The sequence below is a fragment of the Lentilactobacillus farraginis DSM 18382 = JCM 14108 genome (assembly GCF_000583655.1).
Classification (GTDB): Bacteria; Bacillota; Bacilli; order Lactobacillales; family Lactobacillaceae; genus Lentilactobacillus; species Lentilactobacillus farraginis.
The window spans coordinates 15,522-27,348 of sequence record NZ_BAKI01000035.1 but is presented as its reverse complement, the minus strand read 5'-3'; the positions used below and the strand labels follow the sequence as shown (position 1 = coordinate 27,348).

Below are 11,827 nucleotides of genomic sequence, written 5' to 3'. Positions count from 1 at the left end.
GAAATCAAAAATCAAAGCACGGAAACGTAAAGCCTTGCAGGCACGGAAATTGAATGAATTAAAACTCGAGCAAGAACGATCAATTGGCATCGCTTAAGAGCGGTGCTTTTTAATACATAAAATAAACAACACGGAGGTGTGGTGATATGTAATGAATAAGCAAGAGCATGCTGAACAAGATTATCTTGCTGGTATGAAGTATAAAGATATTGCTGACAAATATCATGTGTCAATTAATACTGTTAAATCATGGAAAAAACGATACGGTTGGCAACGCACACAAAATAAAAAGGGTGCACACAAAACGGCAAAAAGGGTGCACACAAAGCCTCAAAAGGGTGCACACAAAAAAGAAGATAATTCTGATGAATTAACTCCTCAACAAGAATTGTTTGCACAATTGGTTGGCGGTCAGAGAATTCCTTTATATCGGGCATATCAGGAAGCTTATTCGGCAACCAAGCCTACGCTATCGACAGCCATGTCACAAGGATCTCGGTTAGTTAAAGAGCCCAAAATTGCATCAAGAATTCGCAAGATTTCCCAAGAAACGGCACGCAAACATGACTGGTCGCTTGACCGTGTGGTTGACTCATATACTTTCCTGCATGATGAATCTAAGACTGACATTCTAACCAATGGTGTCAGGAAAGCAACGGCTGATGCCATGATCCAGTCCCTCGAAGATATTACTGATGTCCTTGGATTAAAACAATCATCTAAGGCACAGGCACGTAAAACGAATGCTGAGGCTGCGATGGCTGAAGCTAAACTTGCTGATATGCAAGATGATAAAGATGATCAGATGGATGCATTAACTAACTTGATGAGTAAACTTGCTAAGAACGTTCCGAAGGATGATCAAAATGACAATTGATAATCTATTTACTAAAAAGCAACAGCAGGTTTTAAACCAAGAACTGAATAATCGTCATTGGAAATTGATGATTAATTACGGTGCCGTTCGGGCTGGTAAAACATTTGTTGATAATTTTGTTTTTCTGTATGAAGTTAAACATGCTGCTGAAATTGCACGATCTAAGAAAGTTAAATATCCAATGTACATTCTGGCCGGAGTTTCAAGCAAATCAATTGCCAATAACATCTTGAATGAAATTGCTAATACGTTTGGATTGACCTTTAAATTTGATAAACACAATTCGTTCAAGATTAAATTCCCTGGTTTGCCGGCAGTTAAAATAGTTCAGACGTTTACAGGATCTATATCTGGATTGGGCGCTATTCGTGGAATGACTTCGTTTGGAGCCTACATCAATGAAGCCTCACTTGCCAATAAAGAAGTATTCGAAGAGATCCGTTCACGATGCTCTACACCAGGTGCACGAGTTGTTTGTGATACTAACCCTGATGTGCCCACACATTGGCTCAAAACGGATTATATAGATAATCCTAAGCATTCTAGCGAAATCATCAGCAATCACTTTACAATGGACGATAACACCGCATTAGATCCAGAATATGTGGCTGGTCAAAAATCAACAACTCCATCTGGTATGTTCTATGATCGTAAGATACTCGGATTATGGGTTGCTGGTGAAGGACTAGTTTATCAAGACTTTGACAAATCAAAGAATCTAATTACTCGTGCCGAGTTTGACAAACGAACTGCTGGGCAACAGTTAACGTACTATTGTGGTGTTGACTGGGGCTACGAGCACGATACGTCAATTGTTGTATTGGCTGATGATAATGATGGTAATACTTACCTAGTTGAAGAGCATACTGGGAATTTGGAGCAGATTATGCACTGGGTCAAGATTGCCAAGCAGGTTCAACAAGATTATGGGTACAATATACCGTTTTATTGTGATACAGCTCGAGTTGAACATATTGACAAGTTCAAGGAAAACAACATCAACGCTCAGTATGCGTATAAATCCGTTTTAAAGGGCATTGAGCAAGTTGCAGGGCTTATCAAGCAGCATAAGTTTATGGCCGTTCAAGAAGGCATACAGCAGTTCTTAGATGAGGTTTATCAGTACGTCTGGAATGACAAAACGGGTGAACCAGTCAAAGAGCATGACCATGTGATGGATGCTATTCGTTACGCGATTGCAACACGTCAATGGAATCATGAATATAATCAGCCACACGACAATTATGATCAGCAAGATCAACTGCTCGCTGACAAAGGATTGATCGATTATCCCGATGATTTGTTTTAGGAGTGATGAAAATGTCAAAGCTAATGACCATGGAAGAATGGAAAAAACAAGCAACAACTAAGCAAACAGCACCAATGGATATGAATGTGTTTGAACCGATGCTCAATGGAAAACCGCTTGAATTTAAAGATCGTGGCATGACTTATTCCATTCCAATTGGGCTGGATGTCAAAATGATATTTGAAAGTTTAGCAGAATTAGTGAATGACAACATTAATGAAACAGATAAATCGGTCAATGACTCCAAAAAGTTGTTGGCCGTTAAATTTGCTCATAAATATTGTGAATTACACAAAAACGATGAAAGTAAGGTAACTGAGAATGGCGGAAACAAATGATTTATCAGCACATTATCGCTCAATTAATCCACAGCCAAATTCCATTAACTTATTAAATGGTCAACGCTATGGTAATCGATATGCATTTCAAACCAATCAGTCATACAACATTCCGGCATCCTCATGGCAACCAATTAAAGATGATCCAAATAAATTTCAAAAGTTAGTGCAATGGTATGTCAGCGATCACTTTAATAATCAACTGCCCCGAATCTTGGAGCTGGAACGTTATTACTTAGCCGATAATAATATTCATTACTGGTTGTCTAATAAGCGTTCTAATCGGGCTGACAATCGTATCTCAAGTGCTTTAGCACGATACATTACCAACATTCAAGTTGGCTATGAGTTTGGCACACCGTTGACTTTTGGCTATCAAAATAAAGATGATGAAAATGATACTGGCGAAAATGTTATTCAGGCTGTAAATAATTTTAATCGAATCAATGATGAACCATATCATGAAAAAGTTATGGGGAAAAATCTAGCAAATGTTGGGCGAGCTTATGAATTACTTTATGTACCTCAGGGGACTAAACAACCTAAGATTACGGCAATTGATCCTAACAGTGCATTTGTTGTTTGGTCTACCGATGTAGAACCAATTGAATTGTTCGCAGTTCGCTATTATGTCGTGAACGTTGCTGATGAAACGTATTATCAAATTGAGGTATACACCGACAACCACATCTATCACTTTACTGCTGGTGCCAATCCTGATTCTGATTGGACATTAACTGATAATGAGGAACACTATTTCCAACGAGTTCCATTAACTGAATATCGATTGAATGAAGAACGTGTGGGCGCTTGGGAAACTAAACTAGATGAAATTGACGCCTATGACCAAGCTCTATCTGAAATGGCTAACTCACAAGCAGATTTTAGCAACGCAATGTTAATGATTAATGGGAAAGTTGCTAATCGGTCTGGCAAGACTGAACAAATGCTAGATCCCAAAGGACAGCCAGTATATCTCGATAACGTGAGTGGCGGCTATACAAACCAATCAACGACAAAAGGTAAGCCTAACGCACCGGTTATGGTTCAGAAGGTCCTTGATACCAAGGCCAATGTGCTTTATCTAAAGCCATACGTGCATGATAATCCTAATAGTTCGCCAACTATCAGTAATACTTCAGCGGCCTATTTAACCAAGTCATTGAATGCGAGTGAGTGGCAGATTTATATTCAGCAGTTGTTATCTGATATTCATAAGGACACAAATACTCCGGATACAACTGATCAGAACTTCGCAGCTAATGCGTCTGGCGTTGCTATGGCTTATAAACTATGGGGATCCGATCAAGAAATGGCTATGTCAGAAACTTTGTATCAGCGTGGTCTGAGAAGAAGATTACGACTATTAGCGATTTACTGGAGTTATGTCCAAGATACAGGTATCGAAGTGACGGATGACAGTAATCCAGCTGACAATGTAACCATTACGTTTACGCCAAACTTACCTAAGAACAACCAAGAAACCATGACATTGATCCAAGGCTTGAATCAAACAGGTAAGTTTTCTGCACAAACGTTACGTGAACTAGCTGAACCAATTACTGGAATCCCTGCTGGTCAGGAAGAAGAACGATCTGACGATGAAGGATCTCAACAGGATGATCGGACCGCTACACTGATTGCCAATGCACAAGCTAAGGCACAAAAGATGAACAACGGATCGGGTGATGATAATGGCAACGATCAAGCAGGAACGCAAGAAGATCAACAAGATGATCAAACGGGACAACCGCAACAATCAGACGATTGACGGTTTTTATCAGCAAGCCTTAAGTATCATTGGTAATCATCTCCAAGAGTTTTATAACGAATATGCTGATGATAATGGCTTAACCCTTAATCAAGTGTCTCAACAGGTTAATTCCTGGGATATTCAGAGCTTTTACCAAGCAATTAATGAAATGCTAGCTAACGCTAGTCCTAGTGATAAATTGTCTAAACGCTTGCAAGCAATCTTTGCCCAAGCATCTATTTCTCGGCGTGATATGTTGGGTGCGATGATTGGCGCCGGTATGAGCATTGCTACAGCAAGAAGTGAATCATTTGCCGTTAATGAACTTAAGCAGCAGTACATCAACGGATATGAGGACTCTAGCCCTAATAAGTTAACAACGGTTCCGGCTAAAGTAGCCAACCAAGCTGAGTATTCTCAACGAATTTGGGTGCATGGCGACGTCATGACGACGCGAATGAAAGAAACCCTGAACAAGGGGTTGAGTCGCGGCATGAAAAAATCAGATATCAATAAAATGACTCGTAATATTCCTCAAAATGGTGATCGTATTGATGACAATTTAGCAACGCCAATGAATCAGATGCTATCCAGAATTCATACGTTAACAACCAGTGAAGCTATACGCAATAGCAACAGTGGTAAGAACAGAGCGTATGATGAACAGAATGTTCAGTATGTAATGTGGCTAACCGAGGAAGATGGCCATGTTTGTGATATTTGTGAACCACTCGATAAACAAAAATTTGCCTATGGACAAGCACCGATTCCAGTCGCGGATACTCATCCAAGGTGTCGTTGCCAGCTGGTAGCCTGTGATGAAGATGGGAATCTGCTGTCTGGTGAACTGGATCGCGTTTTAACCGAATAAGTTACTAGAGCACTTAAAACGGTGCTTTTTTATTTTGCCTTTTTCTCAATTACAGGCGTTAAAGAATAATCGATCTAGTTATTGCACTTACAAACAATTTAGTCTACGGACTTAAAAAAGGAGTTTTGATGATGAAAACAAATTTGCAATTCTTTGCTGATCCAAGTAATGACCCTGAACCAACTGATCCAAAGCCAACATCTAGCGATCCTGCTCAAGATCCTAAAGATCCCAAGCCATCTGGTAAAACCTATACACAGGATGATATTGGGAAAATGATGGCTGCTAAAGCTAAGGAAGTTGAAAGCAATCTCAAAGATGACTTTGAAAAGACGCTGAGGCAAAAGGAACAAGAATGGCTTGAAAAGGGCGAAAAACGAGCCGGCATGAATGCTAGCGAGAAGGCCCAAGCCGATTTAGAAGAGCAACGACAAGCTCTGAAGGAGCAGCAAGATCGCCTTCAAGAGAAGTTAGATGAAGCGAACCGTAAAGATGCCTTAGCAGCAACCAAAACGGCTCTAACTGATAAACATATTCCAGCTGAATTTGCGGAGTTTATTAGTGATGTTAAAGAAGATGTTCGTAACAATAACTTAGATAAGTTTACAAACTTATTTAACAAAGCAGTTCAGGAAGCTGTTGAAAAGAAAGTTACGGGTAATCAGTCACCACAGAATGGCGGTCAACAATTTAACGCTTCTATGACACGCGAAGATTTTGCGCAGATGAGCCTTGAAGAGCAGACTAACCTTTATCGTCAGAACCCAGATTTGTATAACAAACTTAAATAGGAGGTGTAGGTAATGACCGTAATTAACGGAAACCCTACCAATTTTAGTAATTTAATTGAACCAACAGTCTTTCTAGACTGGATCTATCGTCAAAGTACTCAAACTAACCGCTTTGTTCAATCTGGTGTCTTGAAAAATGACCCAGTATTAGGTGGCCGATTGCTTCAACCGGGTCGGACAGTAGAAATCCCAGCAATGAACGACTTGTCCGGCGACGCTGATGAATGGAATGACACTCACGATATTCAAACTAATGGTGTTGATTCTTCCATGGAATATGGCATTAAGATGTACCAAAGCAAGTCGTTTGGTAATACCGACTGGGGCGATTTGGTTTCTGGTGCAAGTACCCAACAGCAGATTGCTAATCGCTTTGGCAACTGGTGGACTCGCCAAGATACAAAGATTCTTTTAGATACTGTTAAAGCCACTTTCAACAACGCAGATATTGCCACTGCCAAGTCTTTCGGTGTTGGCGCTGAAAAGGAATTATCTGCCGCAGACTTTGTTAAGGCACTTGCCCGCATGGGTGATGTAATGGATAACACCTTATCGACATTAGTTGTTAACTCAGCAGCTTATTCAGAAATGCGCGAACAACAATTGATTGAATACCTGCAACCTGCTGGTGCAGCTACTCCAATTGCTACGTACCAAGGCATGAGCATCGTTCAAGACGATAGCATTCCGGTTGCTTCTGATGGAACTACTTATGCACTCATCTTCGGCCCTGGAGCCATTGATTATGCAACTGCTACTCCGACTAATGGCCTAGTTGTTCAACGTGACGAATTTCAAAAGGGCGGCATGGTAGCCATTATTCAAAAACGAGTAGTTACTTGCCACGTTGCCGGAACAGATGTTGACCTGACTCAAACTAATCCCAACACTTATTTAGCTGATTTGGCAGCAGGAACTAAACCGTTATTCCAAGTATCCTATGACCCACGTAACATTCAATTAGTTAAATATGGTTTTAAAGTTGGAACTGATTATGTTGTCCCAACTATTAATTCACCTAAATCTAAAGCTTCAGGTACGTCAACCAGCGGATCTGGGACATCAACCAGCGGTTCTGGCTCATCAACCAGCGGATCCAGTACTAGTAAATAGGAGGTAATCAGCGATGGCTGAAACACCCACAATTGCTGATGTGAAAAGCGATTATAAAATTTTTCAAAGCTTCAGTGATGACCATATTACTGAAAGAATTAATGATGCAATCGCAAAAGCTGAGCATGATCAAATTAGTGATGACGCGTTAGCAAGGGGAATTATCTCCTGGACGCGTCATTTATTATATACAGACTGGTTTATGAACTATGGTGGTGTTCAGTCTGCTGGAACTTTTGGCAATACCCAAACTATGGTTAACTTCAATGGCGTTGATCCCTATTTACAAGAATATAACCAAATAGTCGATGATTATGGTGTTTCAGATGATATGGGAGCCGTGTGGACAGAATGACAGAGGACTTTAATCATTTACCAGCCGGCATTGAACAGCTGGAAAAGTTGCAGAGCGTCAGATTATCCATTGGGGTTCCCTGGACTAACGGCCGTTTAAACATGATCGCTTTGGTTAATGAATATGGGGCGGACGATAGCATAGCAGATGCTTATCATAGTATTAAGCCTAAGAATAAAGCGTATCTAATCATTCCAACTAAAGAAGCCAAAGGGCGTAAGCCTGGAGAGATTGCTAATCTTTTTCGACCAAAGCCACCGCACAATCATGTTTTGGCGGTTCCGGATAAATCACAACCTTACGGTATGCGGATAATGTTTATTTTAAAGGATGAGGTGCATATTCCACCGCGTCCTTTTTTGCGTTACACGTTTGACCACTATCTTGATAATTGGACTGAATTAGCTGCTGATTTGGCATTTAAAGTATTCATTCGAGAAATAAATTATCAGGACATTTTTCCTGTTTTGGGTGATGCTATTGTCAAAGATATTAAGCGAACTATAAAAGAATTCAGCGAGCCCAAAAATGCACCATTAACAATTGCGAACAAAGGATTTGATGATCCGTTGATTGAAAAGGGCGAGTTACGCGACTCCATTCATTGGATTACAGAAAGGATTTGATTTTATGAGTAAAGAATTAGTTGTTGTAGAAGCTGTTAAAGATAATAACGGAGCTTATGTAAAACCGGACCGCAGCACTGAAACACCAGATAATATTGCATTTTTGCCTAATGCTTCTGCTCCCTATGTAGTTCATATTATTGGCTATGATGCTGGAGATAGTATTCCCGATGGAAAATATTATGCTGCTTTTTATGATCCAGATACTCAAAAATTCTTAGGACAATTTATTGCCGTACCAGGCTTTACCGTTGCTGGTGAATCCACTCCGGGAAACGTCCAAGTAACACCTACTGATGTTGGTGGCGACGTAACTCTTGGAGATAATTCTTCCACAACAACTGCAGGATCGGCAACAACAGGTTCGACAACTGACAGCACCACTGGTAAGTAATTATGGCATTTCAGAACTTTAACAACTTTGCTTTTATGAACGATCAGTTAGCCGAAGATTTAACGATTACCGTTATTGGGAAAGATACTGGTGAAACAGATGATCTTGGGAAACCAATTATGGGACCAGATGAGGTCTATCACGTTTCCGAAGTTATCACTAATACCACTAATCCTAACATGACGTACAGTCAAGAAGATGGCGGACAATTGCCGGTTGGCACGTTATATTGGTTATCTCATATGGTAGCTTGTCCTAAGGGAACGATAGTCCAACGATCTAATGGGTCGAAGTATAAAGTAGTCAATCATGCGGACGATTTATCCGCTGGAATGACTTACTACCAGATTAAAGAGGTTGGTACTGATGAGTAACGATTTTTATCATGCTTTCTCAGCGGCCTTAGTTGCCGAGATTAAGCAATACTTCCCAGGTGTTACCATACGTCCACAAAGTATTAATAATGAGGCACCAACTTATCCGTATATCGTTTATAAAATTTACGATGACTATGATCGGGTATTGTTTAGCAATGTGGAAAACGAAACGTTTGATTTGCATGTTCAATTTAAGGCTATTTCAAATGATGAAATGGAAGCTAAATCATTAGGACATCAGTTACGAAAGTTGTTTTTTCTACAGCAGCCCGAATATGATTTGCTTCAAAAAGGCATTGTGGCTAAAGGCTGTGATGCTATTCCACCAGTTGATCAATATTTAGATGTTGACTGGCAGTTTACGGCAGGTGCCGATTATACGTTTGAAGTTCAAGACAACTTCACTGATCAGACGCAAACAGGAAATATTGCTAGTGTTAATCCAGAATTTAATATAAAAAAAGGAGCTGAATCATAGTGTCAGATATTGTTAAACAAACAACTGATGTACATTTCATTGTTGCTATCCACGCTTTAAGCAATTCGGATAGCACTCCATTGGTAGCAATTGCTACAAAAAATACCGATGCTACTACTAAGAGTAATATTTATGATGACTTGGAAAGCTTATCAGCAGATTATGCAGAAAACACAGGCGTCTATGCCCAAGCAGCAGCGATGTTCGATGTTAATGGTTTTCGTGGGCCTGTTGAGGTCATTGCATATCCTAATGTGGATTCCACAGGGGTTCAATCTCAAGGAACGGATGACGGTGGTACAGTTACGGCTACCACAACCCCGGGAATTATTGTGGGAATTACCCAGCATCTATTTGATGGTTTCAAATATTTAGTGCTTGATGGCGCTACTGAGGCAGAAACCGAAGCGCTTTCTGATTTTCTATATGACAACCAAAGAATTATGTTGGTAACTCAACCGAACTCGGTTACCGCACTGCAAACATTAGCAACTCATGTTGCCGGCGTTCAAACAGTAAAGAACCAGTTAGGCAACACTGCTGCAATTGTTGAAACAGCTACGGATCGCTATCCTGCTGCTCAGGCGGTAGCGTACGCCGCTGCTAACCTACCAGTTGATTTTCAGCATATTGGTAACCTTTCACAGTTTGAACCAGATGCTGATTTAACAACTGATGATTATGATACAATCGCTGGTTTAAACGCCACTTTGGTCGTGAATAAAGCTGGCGATTATATGTTGTTAAATGGTAAAGCACTCGCTGGCAATTACATTGATCAATTTGTTCATACTCAGTTAGTGATTGATACATTGCAAACTAGCTTGCAGAAATATCTTAACCGTAAGAATTTCCCAATTTACAATGATGCAACAATCAAAGAGATGACACAGACCATCAATGCTGTCAGCACAAGCCTATTACAAATGGGTGTGCTGTATACGCCAATTGTCGTTAATAGTGTTCCTCGAGCCAATGTGCCAAACGGTGACGTTGTTGCTCGCAAATATAATGGGTTTAGTTTAAGCGCTCAAATTGCTGACGACATTGATACAATTAATGCCAAACTTGATTTGACTTTGTAAAGGGAGGGAAATACTAATGGCAATTACATTATCCAATGGTAAAGAGGTTAACCTGTACTCGGCTCGTTTCCTCCATATTTATTTGTTATGGAAGAATCAATCTAAAGAGCTTGGCGGCTTTCAAAATGGTGAAGCGTTTAGCGCACAGAGAACGAGTGCTGATACTACTATGCAAGGTGACTTTCACTCAAATATTATGTTCTTTGATACAGATGATGAAAGTGGCACTATTACGCTGAACACCTATCCAGGTACTTCAACAACAGATATTTTGTTCTATATGTATCATGCTCAGCATGATCTAATGGCAGAAGGGCCATTAACTGCCGATGATTTGTTTGGCTTAAACATTGAGAATACGTCCACGGGTGAAAAGATTACTGCCGAAGGCTGTCGGATTGCAGGATTACCAAATAACCAAGGTAACGAATCAGCATATTCATTGGCATGGTCGGTATTAGTTGGTTACTATCAAAATACTGGTAACCAGCCGGATGATTCAATGTTTTCTTAAATTAAAATGGAATAGGGGGACTACCACAGTCGTAGCCCTCTACATAAGGAGTAAATAAAATGGAAAATAGTGAAAAAAAGCTCGAAGCCTTAATGGGCAATGAGATTCATAAAACAGTTGAATGGAAAGACGACAATGATAAAAAACATACGACAAAAATCACTTTACAAGACCCAGGTATTGGAGTGGCTACCCAAATCATGGATTTAATGAATGTCGGCGACGATACTTCTGATTACGGTAAGGCATTTGAACTATTGATGCAAAACGTCCTAGTTAGTCCCCATTTGAATTACGGTATCTTGAATCATGATTTACCAGAAAAACTAACCAAGAAAACAATTATTAAGCAAAACAGTGCTGGTGATGAAGTAAAAATTAATATGGTCTTTCCGGGTTACCGAACGGCATTACAAATCTTTATGATGACTAACCGCCCTTCTGGAGCACTCAATATGCACGATACTTTGGATTCTCTTGATAAGGAAGTTTTGCGTACTGATGAAAGCACTCCGCAAATTGTTAAAATGAAGTATTGGAATGTTGGTGAACATGGTTCTGGTTTGGGCGCTACGGCTTTGAGTGAAGCACAAGCATATCTTGGCTCGTTATTAGCACGGAACGGTCTGTTAAATATTTTGATGGAAGCGTTTCGCTTTCTTGCAACAACGTTACAACCAAAGTAATTCCAAATATGCTAATGAATTTGGCAAAATAGATGATCGGTTGGCAGAAAAAGAAATCAATAAAGATTTTCTGGTTATGTCAGTTGAATTGGGAATCAGTGAAGATCAGATTAATTTGATGACTCAAGATGAATATATTTTCAACCGAGCCAAAGCTAAATTAGTTCGACAAGAAAAGGAATCGGTTATTGCTCAAGGTGTGTATTATGGCATGGCTAAAATTGTGAATGAAATGTTTGGTAAGAAAGGAGGTAAATAGT

General features: G+C 40.0%; 16 protein-coding genes. All 16 read left to right on the top strand.

Features of this window, described 5'->3' with window-relative positions:
- Positions 1–151 precede the first annotated feature (151 nt).
- The 16 genes from JCM14108_RS10555 (at position 152) to JCM14108_RS10480 (ending at position 11,826) form a co-directional block, all read left to right on the top strand.
- On the top strand, positions 152–877 hold the full coding sequence (locus JCM14108_RS10555) for a terminase small subunit (RefSeq protein ID WP_035180743.1): 726 nt from the start codon (positions 152–154) through the stop codon (positions 875–877).
- On the top strand, positions 867–2,186 hold the full coding sequence (locus tag JCM14108_RS10550; protein WP_035180742.1) for a PBSX family phage terminase large subunit: 1,320 nt from the start codon (positions 867–869) through the stop codon (positions 2,184–2,186). Before JCM14108_RS10555 ends, JCM14108_RS10550 begins: the two co-directional genes overlap by 11 nt.
- Before the next feature lie 11 nt (positions 2,187–2,197).
- On the top strand, positions 2,198–2,524 hold the full coding sequence (locus JCM14108_RS10545; protein WP_035180741.1) for a hypothetical protein: 327 nt from the start codon (positions 2,198–2,200) through the stop codon (positions 2,522–2,524).
- A complete protein-coding gene (locus JCM14108_RS10540) occupies positions 2,508–4,295 on the top strand; it encodes a phage portal protein (RefSeq protein WP_051996143.1) in 1,788 nt (595 codons plus the stop codon). Before JCM14108_RS10545 ends, JCM14108_RS10540 begins: the two co-directional genes overlap by 17 nt.
- A complete protein-coding gene (locus JCM14108_RS10535) occupies positions 4,219–5,148 on the top strand; it encodes a phage minor head protein (protein ID WP_235807072.1) in 930 nt (309 codons plus the stop codon). The genes JCM14108_RS10540 and JCM14108_RS10535 overlap by 77 nt, the downstream gene beginning before the upstream one ends.
- Before the next feature lie 128 nt (positions 5,149–5,276).
- Positions 5,277–5,939, top strand: a complete 663-nt coding sequence (locus JCM14108_RS10530) for a DUF4355 domain-containing protein (protein WP_235807074.1) — start codon at positions 5,277–5,279, stop codon at positions 5,937–5,939.
- A gap of 12 nt (positions 5,940–5,951) precedes the next feature.
- On the top strand, positions 5,952–7,052 hold the full coding sequence (locus tag JCM14108_RS10525) for a phage major capsid protein (protein WP_035180739.1): 1,101 nt from the start codon (positions 5,952–5,954) through the stop codon (positions 7,050–7,052).
- A 13-nt stretch (positions 7,053–7,065) separates the two neighbouring features.
- Positions 7,066–7,407, top strand: coding sequence for a hypothetical protein (locus tag JCM14108_RS10520; RefSeq protein WP_035180737.1), 342 nt, complete (start codon positions 7,066–7,068; stop codon positions 7,405–7,407).
- A complete protein-coding gene (locus tag JCM14108_RS10515; RefSeq protein WP_035180736.1) occupies positions 7,404–8,033 on the top strand; it encodes a hypothetical protein in 630 nt (209 codons plus the stop codon). The genes JCM14108_RS10520 and JCM14108_RS10515 overlap by 4 nt, the downstream gene beginning before the upstream one ends.
- A 4-nt stretch (positions 8,034–8,037) precedes the next feature.
- Positions 8,038–8,427, top strand: a complete 390-nt coding sequence (locus tag JCM14108_RS10510) for a hypothetical protein (RefSeq protein WP_035180735.1) — start codon at positions 8,038–8,040, stop codon at positions 8,425–8,427.
- A gap of 2 nt (positions 8,428–8,429) precedes the next feature.
- Positions 8,430–8,801: a hypothetical protein gene (locus tag JCM14108_RS10505; protein ID WP_035180733.1), complete on the top strand. Its 372-nt coding sequence runs from the start codon at positions 8,430–8,432 to the stop codon at positions 8,799–8,801.
- On the top strand, positions 8,794–9,282 hold the full coding sequence (locus JCM14108_RS10500) for a phage neck terminator protein (protein WP_035180732.1): 489 nt from the start codon (positions 8,794–8,796) through the stop codon (positions 9,280–9,282). Before JCM14108_RS10505 ends, JCM14108_RS10500 begins: the two co-directional genes overlap by 8 nt.
- Positions 9,282–10,367, top strand: coding sequence for a hypothetical protein (locus tag JCM14108_RS10495; protein ID WP_035180731.1), 1,086 nt, complete (start codon positions 9,282–9,284; stop codon positions 10,365–10,367). Before JCM14108_RS10500 ends, JCM14108_RS10495 begins: the two co-directional genes overlap by 1 nt.
- Before the next feature lie 16 nt (positions 10,368–10,383).
- Positions 10,384–10,881, top strand: coding sequence for a hypothetical protein (locus JCM14108_RS10490; RefSeq protein ID WP_035180730.1), 498 nt, complete (start codon positions 10,384–10,386; stop codon positions 10,879–10,881).
- Positions 10,882–10,940: 59 nt separating this feature from the next.
- Positions 10,941–11,567: a hypothetical protein gene (locus JCM14108_RS10485; RefSeq protein ID WP_035180728.1), complete on the top strand. Its 627-nt coding sequence runs from the start codon at positions 10,941–10,943 to the stop codon at positions 11,565–11,567.
- Entirely contained in the window at positions 11,542–11,826 is a 285-nt protein-coding gene (locus JCM14108_RS10480) for a hypothetical protein (RefSeq protein ID WP_035180727.1), read from the top strand. The genes JCM14108_RS10485 and JCM14108_RS10480 overlap by 26 nt, the downstream gene beginning before the upstream one ends.
- The last annotated feature ends 1 nt before the right edge of the window (position 11,827 follow it).

Bases quoted from the DNA above. Each gene is read 5' to 3' on its own strand.
- JCM14108_RS10555 (WP_035180743.1), top strand. From the start codon at position 152: ATGAATAAGCAAGAGCATGCTGAACAAGATTATCTTGCTGGTATGAAG.
- JCM14108_RS10550 (WP_035180742.1), top strand. From the start codon at position 867: ATGACAATTGATAATCTATTTACTAAAAAGCAACAGCAGGTTTTAAAC.
- JCM14108_RS10545 (WP_035180741.1), top strand. From the start codon at position 2,198: ATGTCAAAGCTAATGACCATGGAAGAATGGAAAAAACAAGCAACAACT.
- JCM14108_RS10540 (WP_051996143.1), top strand. From the start codon at position 2,508: ATGGCGGAAACAAATGATTTATCAGCACATTATCGCTCAATTAATCCA.
- JCM14108_RS10535 (WP_235807072.1), top strand. From the start codon at position 4,219: ATGGCAACGATCAAGCAGGAACGCAAGAAGATCAACAAGATGATCAAA.
- JCM14108_RS10530 (WP_235807074.1), top strand. From the start codon at position 5,277: ATGATGAAAACAAATTTGCAATTCTTTGCTGATCCAAGTAATGACCCT.
- JCM14108_RS10525 (WP_035180739.1), top strand. From the start codon at position 5,952: ATGACCGTAATTAACGGAAACCCTACCAATTTTAGTAATTTAATTGAA.
- JCM14108_RS10520 (WP_035180737.1), top strand. From the start codon at position 7,066: ATGGCTGAAACACCCACAATTGCTGATGTGAAAAGCGATTATAAAATT.
- JCM14108_RS10515 (WP_035180736.1), top strand. From the start codon at position 7,404: ATGACAGAGGACTTTAATCATTTACCAGCCGGCATTGAACAGCTGGAA.
- JCM14108_RS10510 (WP_035180735.1), top strand. From the start codon at position 8,038: ATGAGTAAAGAATTAGTTGTTGTAGAAGCTGTTAAAGATAATAACGGA.
- JCM14108_RS10505 (WP_035180733.1), top strand. From the start codon at position 8,430: ATGGCATTTCAGAACTTTAACAACTTTGCTTTTATGAACGATCAGTTA.
- JCM14108_RS10500 (WP_035180732.1), top strand. From the start codon at position 8,794: ATGAGTAACGATTTTTATCATGCTTTCTCAGCGGCCTTAGTTGCCGAG.
- JCM14108_RS10490 (WP_035180730.1), top strand. From the start codon at position 10,384: ATGGCAATTACATTATCCAATGGTAAAGAGGTTAACCTGTACTCGGCT.
- JCM14108_RS10485 (WP_035180728.1), top strand. From the start codon at position 10,941: ATGGAAAATAGTGAAAAAAAGCTCGAAGCCTTAATGGGCAATGAGATT.